Raw genomic sequence first — 14,675 nt, forward strand, 5'->3', positions numbered from 1 at the left:
GAAGATTCTCCGCACATCAGGCGGGAAGTGATCATTCCAACGGATCACCCGCGGTCAGCAGGGGGTTTTCATGGCAGCCAGGCCTCTCGTCGCCCGCCAGCCGAACGAACGGCTGCAGGCGCTCATCCAGGAAGCCGGGTGCTCCAATGCCGGGCTCGCCCGGCGCGTGAACATGTGCGGGGCGGAGCACGGCCTCGATCTCCGCTACGACAAGACCTCCGTGGCCCGCTGGCTGCGCGGCCAGCAGCCGCGCGGGCGGGCACCCGGAATCATCGCCGAGGCGATCGGGCGCAAACTCGGCCGGACCGTCACCATCGACGAGATCGGCATGGCCAACGGCAAGAACCTCGCCTCGGGCGTCGGCCTGCAGTTCTCGCCGACCGTCGTCGGAGCGATCGAGCAGGTCTGCGAGCTGTGGCGCAGCGACGTCGGCCGCCGCGACTTCCTGGTGGGTTCGAGCGTGGCGGCGTCCGCGCTCGTCGAGCCGAGCCGCGACTGGCTGATCACCGGGGCCGACACCCAGGTGGCCCGCAGCGGGGGTTCGCGCGTCGGCATGCCGGACGTCGAGGCGGTACGGGCCACCACCGAGGCGCTCAAGGACCTCGACCACCGCTTCGGCAGCGGGCACGTCCGGCCGGTGGTCGTGCACTACCTCAACTCGGTGGTGTCCGGGCTGATCGGCGGCTCCTACCGGGAGCCGGTGGGACGGTCGCTGTTCGCCGCCGTCGCCCGGCTGACCGAGCTGGCGGGCTACATGGCGGTGGACACCGGCCAGCCGGGCCTGGCGCAGCGGTACTACATCCAGGCGCTACGGCTGGCCCAGGCGGCCGGCGACCGGGCGTACGGCGGGTACGTGCTGGCCGCGTCCATGAGCCACCTCGCCGCCGAACTGGGCAACCCGCGGGAGATCGCGCAGCTGGCGCGGGCCGCCCAGGAGGGCACGCGGGGGCAGGTCACCCCGCGCGTCGAAGCCATGTTCTACGCCGCCGAGGCGCGCGGGCACGCCCTGCTGGGGGACACCCGGGCCACGGCGGTGCTGTCGGCGCGGGCGGTCAGCGCGCTGGAGCGGGCGGAACCGGAGTCGGGCGACGACCCGGTGTGGATCCGCCACTTCGACGAGGCGTACCTCGCGGACGAGCTGGCGCACTGCCACCGGGACCTGGGCCAGGCCGACGCGGCGGGCAAGCGGGCGGAGGAGGCGCTGCGGGGCCTGCCGGCGGGCAAGGCGCGGCGCCGGGCCATCGGACTGCTGCTGCTGGCCGCGGCGCAGGTCCAGCAGCGCGAGGTGGAACAGGCCTGCCAGACCGCGACGAAGGCGGCGGAACTGCTGGAGGGGTTGCGGTCGAACCGGGGGACGGAGTACCTGGAGGACTTCCGGACGCGGCTGGAGCCGTACCGGGAGGAGGCGGCGGTACGGGAGTTCGGGGCGCGCCTCGAAGCCAGGGTCGCCTGACGCTCCGGCGCCGCCGCCCCTTCGGCCCCGCCCCGGGCCGCACCCGGTCACGGATCGGGGCTCCGCCCCGGACCCCGCGCCTCAAACGCCGGCGGGGCTGGATGTGGTGCGGGCTCCGCTCCGGGTCCCCCGCCTCAAACGCCGGCGGGGCTGGATGTGCGGGCTCCGCCCCGGACCCCGCGCCTCGGACGCCGGCGGGGCTGGGTGTGCGGGCTCCGAGCCTCGGGCGTCGGCGGGGCTGGGGGGCGGCGGCTCGGGGCAAACCCTGGCGAGGCTGGGTGCGGCGGTGCGTGACCGGGTAGCGTGACCGACGGTTCCGTAGGGTCGGGCGAGTCGGAGAAGGAGTCCCGGTGGCGCAGAGCGGACAAGGGGGTGCCCCCCAGCCGGGTGCCCCGTGGGGTCCGGACGAGGCGTCCGGGTATCCGGTGTACCCGGAGCAGCCGCAGCCCGGGCCCGCGTACGGGTACCCGCACGCCGCACCCGGGCACGTGCTCGGGCCCGGCTACGAGGGGCCGGGGGAGCCGCACGGCTACGGGTACCCGCCGCTGCCCGAGGCCGCGACCCAGTACATCCCGCCGGTTCCGGCGGCTCCCGCGCACGACGAGGCCGCGACGCAGTACATCCCGCCCGTGCCGGCCGCCTCCGCGCACGACGAGGCCGCGACGCAGTACATACCGCCCGTACCGGCCGCTCCCGCGCACGGCGAGGCCGCGACCCAGTACATCCCGCCCGTACCGGCCGGCCCCGCGTACGGCGAGGCCGCGACGCAGTACATCCCGCCGGTGCCGTCGGGGGCCGCCGACCGCGACCCCGGCGACCGGGGCATCGAGGGGTTCGACGGGCTGTTCCGCGGCGACGACGGCTCCGCCGGGCACACCCAGCACCTGCCGCCCGTCCAGGAGCCCGTGCTGCGCCGGCCGCCGCCGCGCCCCTACCCGCCGCGCGCGGAGCGCCCCGTACCCCCCGTGCAGTCCCACCCGCAGCAGCAGTACGCCCCGCCCCCGCCACCCCCGGCGCCGGAGGCGCCCCGCAGGGTCTCGCCCGCCGTCATCGCCGCCGTCGTGATCGGCCTGGCGGTGGTCGGGCTCGGCGTCGGCTCGCTGCTCAGCGACGACAAGCCGCAGAACAACGACCCCGGCGCGGTGCCCGCCGCACCGGCCGCGAGCGGCGCCTCCGCCGCCCCCGGCGGCGAGGCGCCCGTCGACCCGGCCCGCCCGCAGGCCGTCCAGCTGGACAAGCTCCTCGCGGACAGCAACGACAGCCGCGCCTCGGTGATCAAGGCCGTCGAGGACATCAAGGGCTGCGGCAACCTCGACCAGGCGGCCGCCGACCTGCGCGACGCGGCCCGCCAGCGCGAGGAACTCGTCACGCGCCTCCAGGAGCTGAAGCTGGACAAGCTCCCGGACAACGCCAAGCTGTCCGCGGCCCTCACCAAGGCCTGGCAGTCCTCCGCGGACGCCGACAACAGCTACGCCTCCTGGGCGGACGACGTGGACGACGACAAGTGCAAGGACGGCAAGGCCAAGTCGACGAAGAACGCCACCGAAGCCAACAAGTCGAGCGGCGAGGCGACCAAGGCCAAGGAGTCCGCCGCGAGCATGTGGAACACGATCGCGGCCAAGTACGGCCTCACCAAGCGGGACAAGTCCCAGCTCTGAGCATCAGGCCGTCTGGGGCGCCTGCACCAGGGTCGGGGTCATGTCCAGGGGCGGCTCGGCGGGCTGTGCCACGAGCCGTCCGGCCTGGACGATCTGGAAGGTGACCTGGCCGTTGACGATGCGGGGGAAGCCGGCGACGGCGCGCATGTCCTGGTAGCGCCAGCTCAGGTCCGGGGTGAGGCCGCCCGTCTTGACGGGCTGGGACTCGTTCAGCGCCCGCTTGACCACGCGGGCGGTGATGCCCTCGTCCTCCTTGAAGCGCTTCACGATCTCGCTCAGCACGGTGTACGCGATCCAGGTGGTCTGCGCCCCGCTGTCGTCGGGGTCGACGTCGTCGTCGCCGAAGGCGTGCTCGGCGACCACGTTGCGCATCGGCGTCCAGAGCGGATCGGAGCCCACCGGGTACCAGCTGGTGAGGTACGCGCCCTCGAAGGGGCTCTCCTTGCCGCCGGTGCGGTCCACCAGGGACTGGCTGACGCTGCCGAGGACGGAGGAGATCTGCGGCTTCCTGCGCTGCGCCTCGGTCCGCCGGAAGGCGTCGAAGAAGGTCTCGGTGCGCTCGCCGAGGACGGCGGTGACGCAGCCCTTGTCCTTCTCCTTCTCCTTGCCGGTGCCGGTGGTGTGCGCGAGCGCCTCCCGGGCCTGCGGACCGAAGTCCGCGGAGTCCTCGGCGGCCCGGATGTCGGCGGCGTCGGCCATCTTGTTGGCCCGCAGCCCGGCGTTGAGCAGGACCGGCAGGGTGTCGCCGGCGAGGGTGTCGGGGCGGACGAGGGCGACCTGGGCACAGGCGCGGCTCAGCTGGTGGCCGGCGCCGGCGATGAGGACGGGCTGGCCGCCGTTGACGGGGTAGGAGAGCGGGGACTGGAACTCCTCGGAGGAGACCCCGTACCCGCCGATGAAGGGGATGCCCTCCGCCTCCAGCGGGGCCATGAAGGCGCGGCCGTGCTGGCTGTACGAGCCGACGACGGCGACGGCCTTCTCGGCGACGGCCTTGCGGGCGCAGTCGGCGGCGCCGCTGGGGGTGTTCTTCTCGTTGCAGGTCAGTACGCGCAGCTTGTGCCCGTTGATCCCACCCTTGGAATTCACCCAGCGTTCGTACGCCTTCGCCATGCCGGTCATCCCCGGCATGTTGGTTGCCTTGGTGCCCTCCGGGGCGAAGGTCATGACCGTGATGGTCCCCCCGGAGCCCCCCGGGCCTCCGGGGAGCGCCCCGCATCCGGCGACGAGACAGGCACCCATCGCCGTGGCCACGAAGGTGCGGGACAGGGATGCTGCGCGTCGCGAGATGGTCATGTCCATGCACCATTCCGCCCCACAGGTAACTGTCGAGTGAGATGGACACAACATTCGGTGACGCCCAGGTGAATTACGGGGGCGCCCGCTCCGTCACGGGCGCCTGAAGATCGCGTTGAACAGGAACGTACGATCGAAAGCGTGACATTCGCCCAAGGTTCGAAGAACTCTTCCCGCCGCGGCGGCCGCTCCTCCACCATGGGCGGCATGCCCCTCAATGACATGCCGTGGTGGCGCTGGCGCGGCAACGTGCGCTCGGCGCTGCACATGCTCTCCGACCCGGCCTTCCACGAGGACACCTGGCTGACCGGCGTCGACGGGTACGGCGACGTCACCGACGCCGTGTACCGGCTCGTCGAGGACACCTGGCTCGACAGCTGGTCGGCCGAGAAGTACGTCGGCACGATCTTCCGCGACTCGCAGGAGGCCGCCCTCGTCGACCTCGCGGTCCTGCGGGTGCTCCGCATCCTCCACCAGGTCGGGCCCGACGCCCCGGTCTCCGCCTACCTGGAGCACCACGCGTGGCCCGAGGCGGTGCGCGCCGCCCGCGAGGCGCACGTACGGCTCGCGGAGGCGGACGGGGACGACCCCGACGTCCGGCCGACGTCGCTGGAAGTGTTGAGGATCCTCACCCGCGCGGTGTGAAAGGCTGTGCGGTCATGAGCGACCCGCACAACGAGGCCCCGGCCCAGCCCCAGCCCCAGTACGTCCTGACCGTGTCCTGCCCCGACAAGCAGGGCATCGTGCACGCCGTGTCGAGCTACCTCTTCATGACCGGCTGCAACATCGTGGACAGCCAGCAGTTCGGAGACCGGGAGACCGGACTCTTCTTCATGCGGGTGCACTTCGAGGCCGAGCCCGCGGTGACCGTCGAGAAGCTGCGCGCCAGCTTCGCCGCGATCGGCGACTCGTTCAAGATGGACTGGCAGATCCACCGCTCCGAGGAGCGGATGCGGATCATCCTCATGGTGTCGAAGTTCGGCCACTGCCTGAACGACCTGCTCTTCCGCTCGAGCATCGGCGCCCTGCCGGTCGAGATCGCGGCCGTGGTCTCCAACCACACCGACTTCGCCGAGCTGGTCGCCTCGTACGACGTCCCGTTCGTGCACATCCCGGTGACGAAGGAGACGAAGGCGGCGGCGGAGGCGCAGCTGCTGGAGCTCGTGCGCGCGGAGAACGTCGAGCTGGTGGTGCTGGCGCGGTACATGCAGGTGCTGTCGGACACCCTGTGCAAGGAACTGAGCGGGCGGATCATCAACATCCACCACTCGTTCCTGCCGAGCTTCAAGGGCGCGAAGCCGTACCACCAGGCGCACGCGCGCGGTGTGAAGCTGATCGGCGCGACCGCGCACTACGTGACGGCGGACCTCGACGAGGGGCCGATCATCGAGCAGGAGGTCGAGCGGGTGGGCCACGAGGTGACCCCCGACCAGCTGGTGGCGGTGGGGCGGGACGTGGAGTGCCAGGCGCTGGCGCGCGCGGTGAAGTGGCACAGCGAGCACCGCGTCCTCCTGAACGGCTCCCGCACGGTCGTCTTCGCGTAGCCGCAGCACGATCAGCCCCTACCGGGCGGACGCCGGCGGGGCTGGGTCTCGTGCGGCCGTGACGGCGGTACCGCGGGGCCCCGCCGCAGGCCTTACGCGTCGGGGGCTTCCACCCCGCAGTACGCCGCGAACGCCGCCAGGATCTCGTCCTCCGAGATGCGGCCGTCGCCGTCGGCGTCGAGGGCGGTGGCCAGCTGGGGGGCCAGGTCGGGCGGGGTGCCGAGGACGCGCAGGACGCGGGCGGCGGCCTGCGGGGTCGCCCCCGCGCCGTCCTCGTCCGCCACCGCGATCACGGCCCGCAGGAACGGCCGCGCGATCTCCGCGAACCGCTCCGGGTTGTCCCGCAGCCGCTTCGCCGCCCCGGTGATGAACTCCTCGCGGGACACCCGCTGGTCCCCGTCGACGTCCGCGATGCCGGCCATCCCCTGCCAGAAGGCCTCCGCGCCCGCGAAGACGGCCTGGCCCCGGTCCGACCGGGCGGTGGTGCCGAATTCGGCCAGGACGGCCTTCGCGGCCGTGCTGAAGTCCTCCCGGTCGATGTACCCGGACCCGTCCTGGTCGAAGGTGGCGAATCGGGCGGCGATCTTGCGCTCGTATTCTGCGCTGTCCATGTTCGGCGTTCCGCCTTCACGTGTGCGATGGGGTTCAGTTCAAGACAAGGCAGGAGCGTAAGGCCTACGTGGCCAGCGCGTTAAGCGAAGTGGTCAAGGAGGCTGCCGCATCGAACCCGCGCACGGGGAGCGCGGTGGGGCGCGTACACCTGTCCCCATGTGCCGTCGGCCGCACCCCCGTTCACGCCCTGCCACGCCCCTATCACGGAGGGCGCGCTTCCAGGGTGACCTTCCCCCAAAACAGGCGCGAACCGCCGTGTGCCCACTACATTCGTTGGGTCGACACACGGCTGGGGGCACTTATGCCGAAGGACGTACCACCGCGCTGGGACCGCCGCATGCAGCAACGCCTGGCCCGCGGCGAGGCCGCCGCGCTCGGAGAGCTGTACGACCGCTTCGCCTCGCTCGTGCACAGCCTGGCCCACCGGGTGCTGGGCGACGAGAAGGCGGCGGACCGGATCACCCGCGAGGTCTTCGGCTACATCTGGGAGAACCCGGACGCCTACGACCCCAAGCAGGGCTCCATGCGCTCCTGGGTCGCCCGGATCACCCAGGGCCAGGCGGTGGCCCGGCTGCGCCAGGCCGAACTGGGCCGGGGCTCCCGCGAGGAGCTGGAGCAGAAGGTACGCAGCGCCAACGCGGCCGCCCGCGCGGACTACATCGTCACCTCCATGCCCGCGCCGCTGCGCGCCGCGCTCGAACTCGCCTACTTCCAGCGGCGCGACTACCGGCAGGCCGCCGCCGACCTGCAGATCAGCGAGGACGAGGCGCGCCGCCGGCTGCGGCTCGGCCTGCAACTGCTGTCGACCGCCAACGCCCTCCCGCAGGAGGACACCGCCCAGTCCGGATACGGAACACCCCGATGAACGGACCTGCCCAGTCGCCCGACGACGGATACGAGCGTCCCGGCGGCCGGGCGCGGATACCTGGTCCGCGCGGAGCCGCCGACGACCTGGACCCGGGGAACGCGCCGCAGCCGCCGCGCCCGCCGAGGCCGGTTGCGGAAGCCGTGCCCGAGCCGTTTCCGGAGCCGGTGGCGCCGCCGCCCTCGCACGCCGTACTGAAGTCCCTGCTCGGCGCCTGGGCGCTGGCGGCCTGCTCCGCCGAGGAGACGCAGGCGGTCGAGGACCACCTCACCGAGTGCGCCCCCTGCGCGGAGGAGGCGTTGCGGCTGCGCGACGCGGTGGGGCTGCTGCACCCGGAGGAGCCCCTCGACCTGAAACCGCTGCTGCGCTCGCGCGTCCTGGAGGACTGCCTGGGCAAGCGGCCGGCGCGCATCCCCGTTCCGGTGTGGGCGAGTCCGTACGACACCGAGACGGCGCGGCTCGACGCGCTGCTGCAGGACTTCGGGGACTCGGAGTGGCACACCCCGGTGCGGCTGAAGTGGTTCGAGGAGGAGCGGCGGCGCTCGCAGCGCACGACGGTGGCGGGGGTGATCGGCCACCTGATGACGGTGGACGGGCTGATCGCCAACGCGTTGGGGCTGGACGACCCGCTGGGTCCGGAAGCGCCGCCGGGCGGTCCGACGGCGCGGACGGAGCACTTCTGGACCGCGTCGGCGTACCCGACGACGCGGCAGGTCCGCGACCCGTGGCGGGAGCAGGGGCACACGCTGGTGCGTACGGTGTCCTTCGCCGGCCGGGGCGTCGCCGAGCTGGCCGTCGACTACGGGAACTTCGCACTGCCGCTCGGGGACGCGTTCCTGGAGCGGGCCTTCGAGTGCTGGGTGCACGCCTGGGACATCGCGGACGCGGTGGACTACCCGTACGAGCCGCCGTCCGGGCCGCACCTGCACGGGATGATCGACCTGGCGGCGCGGCTGCTGCCGAGTGCGCTGGCGCAGCGGCGGCGCGCGGGGCTGGCGGCCCCGGCGCGGGGCCTGGTCGCGGCGGGCGCGCCCGGGCGGACCCTGCACCTGGAGATCGAGGGCGCGGGTGGCGGCGGCTGGGACATCGCCCTGGACTCGCCGGGGGCGAAGCCGTCGCAGGAGCGCACGGTGGCGGAGATCGCCCTGGACGGCATCGAGTTCTGCCAGCTGGCGGCCGGCCACATCGCGCCGCAGGAGGCGGCGGTGGGCCAGCACGGCGACCGCGAGGCGATCCGCGACGTCCTCTTCGCGGCGGCCTCCCTGAGCCGCCTGTAACGGCCGCATCGGGGGCGGGTGCCCGACCCGTCCCGTCCCGCGGGCCGCGCCGCGCCCCTCCCGCCGGCCCGCGCCGTCGCCGTGGGGTCAGGCGTAGCGTTCGCGGAGTTTGTACTTGAGGATCTTGCGCAGGGCCTCGTTGCGGGGGAGGGAGTCCAGGAGCTCCAGCTGTTCCGGGAGCTTGTGGGTGGCCAGGCCTTCCGCGCGGAGGTACGCCGTCAGCTGGGGCAGGGTCAAGGGGGCGGTGCCCGGAGGTTGTTCGATCACCGCGCAGACGCGTTCGCCGCGGGCCGGGTCCGGGAGGCCGATGACCGCGACGTCCGCGACGCCCGGGAGGCGGTGGAGCAGGTCCTCGATCTCCTTCGCCGAGATGTTCTCGCCCTTGCGGATGATGACGTCCTTGCTGCGGCCGGTGAGGACCAGGTAGCCCTCGTGGGTGAGGTGGCCGAGGTCGCCCGTGATCAGGTAGCCGTCGGAGTCGAAGGCCTGCGCCGACTGGTCGGGGTCCAGGTAGCCCTGGCAGACGGCCTCGCCCCGGAGCCGGACCTCGCCGTCCGTGTTCGGGGGGAGCGGGGTGCCGTCGGGGGCGGTGATGCGGACGGACATGCCCGCCGGGGGCCGGCCCTCGGTGGTCGCCAGGTGGTCGGGGGTGTCGTCCGGGGCGCCCATGGTGATCATCGGGACCTCGGTCATGCCGTAGCCGTGGGTCAGCTGGCAGCCCATTTCGCGGACGACGGCGTGGTAGATCTCCGGCGGCTTCGGGGCGCCGCCGCCGGCGAGGAGGCGGAGCGTGGGGACGAGCTTCGCGGAGGGGTCCTTGCGCTGCTCGGTCAGGAACATCGAGTAGAAGGCGGTCGATCCGCCGGCCACCGTGACGCCGTGGCGGCGGTAGCCGTCCAGCGCGTCGGGCATCGCGAACTTCTCGAAGAGGACCGCGGGGAACCCGTACAGGAGCAGCATCACCAGGTAGTCCGGGCCGCCTATGTGGGCGTACGGGAAGGCCACCGAGCCGACGTCGTGGGGACGCGGGCGCAGCGCGTGCGCGAGGCAGGAGCCGCCCGCGATGAGGGAGCGGTCGGTGTGCAGGACGCCTTTGGGGTCGGAGGTGGTGCCGGAGGTCCAGTAGATCCACCGGACGTCGGTGCCGGAGGCGGGCGGGGCGGGGAGGGCGCGGGGGTCGCCGTCCGGGAGGTCCTCGTAGGCCTCGAACACGCCGCGCGCGCCGAGCCGCCGGGCCATCGCGGGGTGGTCGAAGCCGCGCCAGACGCCGGGGACGGCGAAGAACTCGGCCCGGGACTCGCGGAGCGCGAAGCCGACCTCGCGGTCGCGGTAGAAGGGGATGACGGGGCTCTGGACGGCGCCGATCCGGGCGAGGGCGACGGAGAGCAGGACGGTCTCGATGCGGGTGGGGAGCTGCCAGGCGACGACCGTGCCGGGGTGGACGCCCATGTCGTGGAGGCCGGCGGCGACGCGTTCGGAGCGCTCGCGCAGTTCCCCGAAGGTCAGCCGGCGGTCCCGCGCCGGGTCCTCGGCGGCCTCGACCAGGACGGTGGCGTCCGGGGTCAGTGCGGCCCGGCGGGCGACCAGGTCCCACAGGGTGCGGGAGCGGCTCAGTTCTGTCGCTGTCGCTGTCGCGGTCGCGGTCGCGGTGTCCGTCATCCCAGACCTCCCCATAGCTGACGGATAGTCAGATCAAGCGCAGAGCGTAGGGCTCCGGCGCTTGTCGGTCCAGGGGTGGCGGAGCTAGCTTGTTTCTGACGATCCATCAGATTGGCACGGGATTGGGGAGACCGCCATGGGACTGGAACTGCCTCGGATCATCAGCGTCGACGACCACGTGATCGAACCCGCACACCTCTTCGACGTCTGGCTGCCCGCCAAGTACCGGGACCGGGGACCCAAGGCGCTCACCGCCGGCATCGGCGAGCTGGCCTACACGGGCGGCAAGTACGTGATCACCATGGACCCCGACGGCCCGCCGACCGACTGGTGGATCTACGAGGACCTGAAGTTCCCGTACAAGCGCAACATCGCCGCCGTCGGCTTCGACCGCGACGAGATGACCCTGGAGGGGATCACCCGCGAGGAGATGCGCCGCGGCTGCTGGGACCCGAAGGCGCGCCTCGCCGACATGGACCTCAACCACGTCGAGGCCTCGCTGTGCTTCCCCACCTTCCCGCGCTTCTGCGGGCAGACCTTCGCCGAGGCCCACGACAAGGAGGTCGCCCTCGCCTGCGTGCGCGCGTACAACGACTGGATGGTCGAGGAGTGGTGCGGCGACAGCGGCGGCCGGCTGATCCCGCTGTGCATCATCCCGCTCTGGGACATCGACCTCGCGGTCGCGGAGATCCGGCGCAACGCCGCCCGCGGGGTGCGCGCCGTGACCTTCTCCGAGATCCCCACCCACCTGGGCCTGCCGTCCATCCACTCGGGCTACTGGGACCCCTTCTTCGCCGTCTGCCAGGAGACCGGCACGGTGGTCAACATGCACATCGGGTCCAGCTCCCAGATGCCCGCCGCGTCCCCCGACGCGCCGCCCGCCGTCCAGGCCTCGCTCAGCTTCAACAACGCCATGGCCTCGATGATGGACTTCCTCTTCAGCGGCGTCCTGGTGAAGTTCCCGACGCTCAAGCTCGCCTACAGCGAGGGCCAGATGGGCTGGATCCCGTACGCCCTGGAGCGCGCCGACGACGTGTGGGAGGAGCACCGGGCCTGGGGCGGGGTCCGCGACCTGATCCCCGAGCCGCCCTCCACCTACTACTACCGGCAGATCTTCTGCTGCTTCTTCCGCGACAAGCACGGGATCGCCTCGATCGACGTCGTCGGACGCGACAACGCCACCTTCGAGACGGACTACCCGCACGTGGACTCGACCTTCCCGCACACCAAGGAGGTCGCCCTCGACCACGTGAAGGGGCTCGACGAGCTGACGGTCCACAAGCTGATGCGCGGCAACGCCATCCGCATGCTCGGCCTGGACCTCGTCTGATGGATCTGACCTGCACGGAGGAGGAAGAGGACTTCCGGGCCCGGCTGCGCGCCTGGCTCGGCAAGGTGCTGCCCGAGCTGCCCGCCAAGCCGTCCCCGGACGACTGGCCCGGACGGCGGGCGTACGACCTCGGCTGGCAGCGCAGGCTGTACGAGGCCGGGTACGCGGGTCTGCACTGGCCGGTGGACGCCGGCGGGCGCGGGGCCACCCCGACCCAGCACCTGATCTTCCTGGAGGAGACGGAGCGCGCCGGGGCCCCGTACGTCGGCGCGAACTTCGTCGGGCTGCTGCACGCCGGCCCGACGATCGCCGCCGAGGGCAGCGCCGGGCAGCGGGCGCGCTGGCTGCCGCCGGTGCTGCGCGGGGACGAAGTGTGGTGCCAGGGGTTCAGTGAGCCGGACGCGGGCTCGGACCTCGCCTCCCTGCGCACGCGGGCGGTCCGCGACGGCGACGACTACGTGGTCACCGGGTCGAAGATCTGGACCTCGCACGCGGAGGTCGCCGACTGGTGCGAGCTGCTCGTGCGGACGGACCCGCAGGCGCCCAAGCACCGGGGGATCTCCTGGCTGGCCATGCCGATGGACGCGCCGGGGGTCAGCGTACGGCCGCTGCGCACGCTCGCCGGGTCGACCGAGTTCGCGCAGATGTTCCTGGACGAGGTACGGATCCCGGTCGCGAACCGGGTCGGGGCCGAGAACGACGGCTGGCGCGTCACCATGGTCACCCTCTCCTTCGAGCGGGGCACCGCCTTCGTCGGCGAGGTCGTCGCCTGCCGCCGCACCCTGGGCGAGCTGGCCCGCACAGCGAAGGCCAACGGCCGCTGGGACGATCCGGTGCTGCGGCGCAGGCTGGGCCGGCTGTACGGGGAGTTCGGCGCGCTGTGGCGGCTCACCCAGTGGAACGTCAGCGAGGCGCAGGGTTCCGGCGGGGTCCCCGGCACCGGCGGCTCGGTCTTCAAGCTCGCCTACTCGTACGCGCGGCAGGAGCTGTACGAGGTGGCGGCGGAGGTCCTGGGCGCCGCCTCCCTGTCCCTGGAGGAGGAATGGACCCTGGACCGGCTCTCCTCGCTCTCGTACACGATCGCGGCGGGCACCTCGCAGATCCAGCAGAACATCGTCGCCGAGCGGATCCTCGGCCTCCCGAAGGGCCGGTGAGGGCATGCACTTCCAGCCGACCGAGGAGCAGCGGGACCTGCGGGCGGGCGTACGGGAGCTGCTGGCGGGGCGGTACGGGCGCGAGGCGCTGCGCGCTTCGGTGGACACCGGCGCGGCCGTGGACCGCGGGCTGTGGCGGGAGCTGGGCGCGGCGGGCTTCTTCGCGCTGCGGCTGCCCGAGCCCGCCGGCGGCGTCGGGCTCGGCCTCCCGGAGGCGGTGCTCGTCTTCGAGGAGGCCGGGCGGGCACTGCTGCCGGGGCCCCTGGTGGCCACGCACCTGGCCGCGGGGGTGGTCCCGGGGGCGGCGGCGGGCACGGCGGTGGTGACCGCCTTCGACCTGGGGGGCGGCCTGGTCGCACACCTGGGCGAGGCGGACGCGGTGCTGGGGGCGCCGGGGGTGCCGGCGGGCTCGCCGGTGCGTTCGGTGGATCCGCTGACGCCGCTGCACCGGGTGGCGTCGCCGCCGGGGGACGTGTCGCGCTACCGCGCCGAGGGCGCGCTGCTGACGGCGGCGCTACAGGTCGGCAGCGCGCTGCGGACGGTGGAGCTGGCGGTCCGGTACGCCGGCGAGCGCGAGCAGTTCGGGCAGCCGATCGGCGCGTTCCAGGCGGTCAAGCACCTGTGCGCGCGGATGCTGGTGCGGGCGGAGGTGGCCCGTACGGCGGTCTACGCGGCGGCGGTGACGGGTGACCCGGGGGAGGTCTGGGCGGCCAAGCTGCTCGCGGACGAGGCGGCGGTGAGCGGCGCCCGGGACTGCTTGCAGGTGCACGGCGGGATGGGCTTCACGTGGGAGGCGGACGTGCACCTGCACCTGAAACGGGCGTGGGTGCGGGCCGAGCAGTGGCGGACGGCGGGGGAGGCGGAGGAACTGCTGGCGGCGGAGCTGCTGGACTCGGCGGCGTAGCCGTTCGCGGCCGTCGCGGGGCACGGCGGGGACGACGCGGGACGCATGTCCGATTACAGAGAGTTGATATCGGTTTGTGTCCTTCGCCTCCGCCATTACGGACCGGAGTCGGGGGCCTGCTCCGGTACGCTCCCACAGATGCGAGCGGTTGAGCGGCGCGAGCGTCGCACAGTATGCACCACGCCCACTCCTTCGCGCGGGAATATGCCCGAAGCGCTTGTTGTGGTGACTGTACGTCAACCATGCTGCTCCGCAAGGGGATCACAGTGGGTGATCCCATCCTGTCGCGAGGCGAAGTGTCCGCCGGTTCGGATGGTGTGAGCGGTGCAGGTGCTTCAGGTTCAGCTGGAGGTAGGAGCGGACCCGGCCGAGGTCGGCCGGGCCCGCCGATGGGCCCGGTCCCGGCTGGCCGGGTCGGGCATAGGGGATGACGAGCCGCTCGCCGAGACGCTGATCCTGCTGATCTCCGAGCTGGTCACCAACGCGGTCGTGCACACGGGCTGCCCGGCGGTGCTGCGGATGCTGTTCGGCGGGCCCGGGGTGCGGGTCGAGGTGGCCGACGCGAGCGACCGGGCGCCCGCCCGCCGGCAGGCGGCCGGGGACGACACCGGCGGACGCGGCCTGGAGCTGGTGGACGGGCTGGCGGACCGCTGGGGCTGGCAGCGCGAGGGCGCGGGCAAACGCATCTGGTGCGAGATCGACCGCGCGGAGAAAGCGGCCTCGGACTGCGCCTCCGACGGGCCGTCGGAAGTTCACCCCCCGAAGCGGGAACCGCGCTTGTACCTCTAACGAGGTGTTGACGATCCGTCACGAGTTGATCACCCTGGTGTGGAGCGATTCGACGCGAGGGGACGCCAAGGGCACGCCTTGACGAGTGCGGGTCGCGGGGTGGCGGCTGCCGTGCCGCGCTCGGGGCGTGCATGCGC

13 protein-coding genes are annotated in these 14,675 nt (G+C 72.9%); 10 read left to right on the forward strand and 3 right to left on the reverse strand.

Features of this window, described 5'->3' with window-relative positions; all coding sequences use genetic code 11:
- Positions 1-70: 70 nt before the first annotated feature.
- Positions 71-1,453 (forward strand): transcriptional regulator, encoded by a 1,383-nt coding sequence (locus tag ACFYP3_RS12495; RefSeq protein WP_388830841.1) that lies wholly within the window; start codon positions 71-73, stop codon positions 1,451-1,453.
- A gap of 350 nt (positions 1,454-1,803) precedes the next feature.
- Positions 1,804-3,111: a hypothetical protein gene (locus tag ACFYP3_RS12500; protein ID WP_388830843.1), complete on the forward strand. Its 1,308-nt coding sequence runs from the start codon at positions 1,804-1,806 to the stop codon at positions 3,109-3,111.
- 3 nt (positions 3,112-3,114) lie between these two features.
- Here the strand turns inward: ACFYP3_RS12500 and ACFYP3_RS12505 are convergent, their stop codons facing one another.
- A complete protein-coding gene (locus ACFYP3_RS12505) occupies positions 3,115-4,404 on the reverse strand; it encodes an ABC transporter substrate-binding protein (protein ID WP_388830845.1) in 1,290 nt (429 codons plus the stop codon).
- A gap of 198 nt (positions 4,405-4,602) precedes the next feature.
- On the opposite strand from ACFYP3_RS12505, the gene ACFYP3_RS12510 reads away from it, so the two are divergent.
- Both ACFYP3_RS12510 and purU read left to right on the forward strand, forming a co-directional pair.
- Entirely contained in the window at positions 4,603-5,049 is a 447-nt protein-coding gene (locus ACFYP3_RS12510; protein WP_388831129.1) for a hypothetical protein, read from the forward strand.
- 14 nt (positions 5,050-5,063) lie between these two features.
- Complete coding sequence (gene purU / locus ACFYP3_RS12515) at positions 5,064-5,948, forward strand: formyltetrahydrofolate deformylase (protein WP_365473066.1); 885 nt, start codon at positions 5,064-5,066, stop codon at positions 5,946-5,948.
- A 92-nt stretch (positions 5,949-6,040) separates the two neighbouring features.
- Here the strand turns inward: purU and ACFYP3_RS12520 are convergent, their stop codons facing one another.
- Positions 6,041-6,559, reverse strand: coding sequence for an EF-hand domain-containing protein (locus tag ACFYP3_RS12520; protein WP_388830847.1), 519 nt, complete (start codon positions 6,557-6,559; stop codon positions 6,041-6,043).
- Between the two features lie 302 nt (positions 6,560-6,861).
- On the opposite strand from ACFYP3_RS12520, the gene ACFYP3_RS12525 reads away from it, so the two are divergent.
- A complete protein-coding gene (locus ACFYP3_RS12525; RefSeq protein WP_030706748.1) occupies positions 6,862-7,425 on the forward strand; it encodes a sigma-70 family RNA polymerase sigma factor in 564 nt (187 codons plus the stop codon).
- Entirely contained in the window at positions 7,422-8,702 is a 1,281-nt protein-coding gene (locus ACFYP3_RS12530; protein WP_388830849.1) for a maleylpyruvate isomerase N-terminal domain-containing protein, read from the forward strand. Before ACFYP3_RS12525 ends, ACFYP3_RS12530 begins: the two co-directional genes overlap by 4 nt.
- A gap of 87 nt (positions 8,703-8,789) precedes the next feature.
- On the opposite strand, the gene ACFYP3_RS12535 is transcribed toward ACFYP3_RS12530, so the two are convergent.
- Positions 8,790-10,361: an AMP-binding protein gene (locus ACFYP3_RS12535; protein ID WP_388830851.1), complete on the reverse strand. Its 1,572-nt coding sequence runs from the start codon at positions 10,359-10,361 to the stop codon at positions 8,790-8,792.
- A gap of 136 nt (positions 10,362-10,497) precedes the next feature.
- On the opposite strand from ACFYP3_RS12535, the gene ACFYP3_RS12540 reads away from it, so the two are divergent.
- The 4 genes from ACFYP3_RS12540 (at position 10,498) to ACFYP3_RS12555 (ending at position 14,538) form a co-directional block, all read left to right on the forward strand.
- A complete protein-coding gene (locus ACFYP3_RS12540; protein ID WP_388830853.1) occupies positions 10,498-11,691 on the forward strand; it encodes an amidohydrolase family protein in 1,194 nt (397 codons plus the stop codon).
- Entirely contained in the window at positions 11,691-12,845 is a 1,155-nt protein-coding gene (locus tag ACFYP3_RS12545) for an acyl-CoA dehydrogenase family protein (RefSeq protein WP_388830855.1), read from the forward strand. Before ACFYP3_RS12540 ends, ACFYP3_RS12545 begins: the two co-directional genes overlap by 1 nt.
- A gap of 4 nt (positions 12,846-12,849) precedes the next feature.
- A complete protein-coding gene (locus ACFYP3_RS12550; protein ID WP_388830857.1) occupies positions 12,850-13,749 on the forward strand; it encodes an acyl-CoA dehydrogenase family protein in 900 nt (299 codons plus the stop codon).
- A gap of 324 nt (positions 13,750-14,073) precedes the next feature.
- Positions 14,074-14,538 carry an ATP-binding protein gene (locus ACFYP3_RS12555; protein WP_388830859.1) on the forward strand — a complete coding sequence of 155 codons (465 nt, stop codon included), beginning with the start codon at positions 14,074-14,076 and terminating at the stop codon, positions 14,536-14,538.
- Positions 14,539-14,675: the final 137 nt, after the last annotated feature.

The sequence above is a fragment of the Streptomyces sp. NPDC005533 genome (assembly GCF_042871845.1).
GTDB lineage: Bacteria > Actinomycetota > Actinomycetes > Streptomycetales > Streptomycetaceae > Streptomyces.

What these genes read in the sequence shown, in the direction of transcription:
- purU (WP_365473066.1), top strand. Translation starts at nt 5,064, where the DNA reads ATGAGCGACCCGCACAACGAGGCCCCGGCCCAGCCCCAGCCCCAGTAC.
- ACFYP3_RS12530 (WP_388830849.1), top strand. Translation starts at nt 7,422, where the DNA reads ATGAACGGACCTGCCCAGTCGCCCGACGACGGATACGAGCGTCCCGGC.
- ACFYP3_RS12525 (WP_030706748.1), top strand. Translation starts at nt 6,862, where the DNA reads ATGCCGAAGGACGTACCACCGCGCTGGGACCGCCGCATGCAGCAACGC.
- ACFYP3_RS12505 (WP_388830845.1), bottom strand. Translation starts at nt 4,404, where the DNA reads ATGACCATCTCGCGACGCGCAGCATCCCTGTCCCGCACCTTCGTGGCC.
- ACFYP3_RS12520 (WP_388830847.1), bottom strand. Translation starts at nt 6,559, where the DNA reads ATGGACAGCGCAGAATACGAGCGCAAGATCGCCGCCCGATTCGCCACC.
- ACFYP3_RS12535 (WP_388830851.1), bottom strand. Translation starts at nt 10,361, where the DNA reads ATGACGGACACCGCGACCGCGACCGCGACAGCGACAGCGACAGAACTG.
- ACFYP3_RS12540 (WP_388830853.1), top strand. Translation starts at nt 10,498, where the DNA reads ATGGGACTGGAACTGCCTCGGATCATCAGCGTCGACGACCACGTGATC.
- ACFYP3_RS12545 (WP_388830855.1), top strand. Translation starts at nt 11,691, where the DNA reads ATGGATCTGACCTGCACGGAGGAGGAAGAGGACTTCCGGGCCCGGCTG.
- ACFYP3_RS12495 (WP_388830841.1), top strand. Translation starts at nt 71, where the DNA reads ATGGCAGCCAGGCCTCTCGTCGCCCGCCAGCCGAACGAACGGCTGCAG.
- ACFYP3_RS12510 (WP_388831129.1), top strand. Translation starts at nt 4,603, where the DNA reads ATGGGCGGCATGCCCCTCAATGACATGCCGTGGTGGCGCTGGCGCGGC.
- ACFYP3_RS12550 (WP_388830857.1), top strand. Translation starts at nt 12,850, where the DNA reads ATGCACTTCCAGCCGACCGAGGAGCAGCGGGACCTGCGGGCGGGCGTA.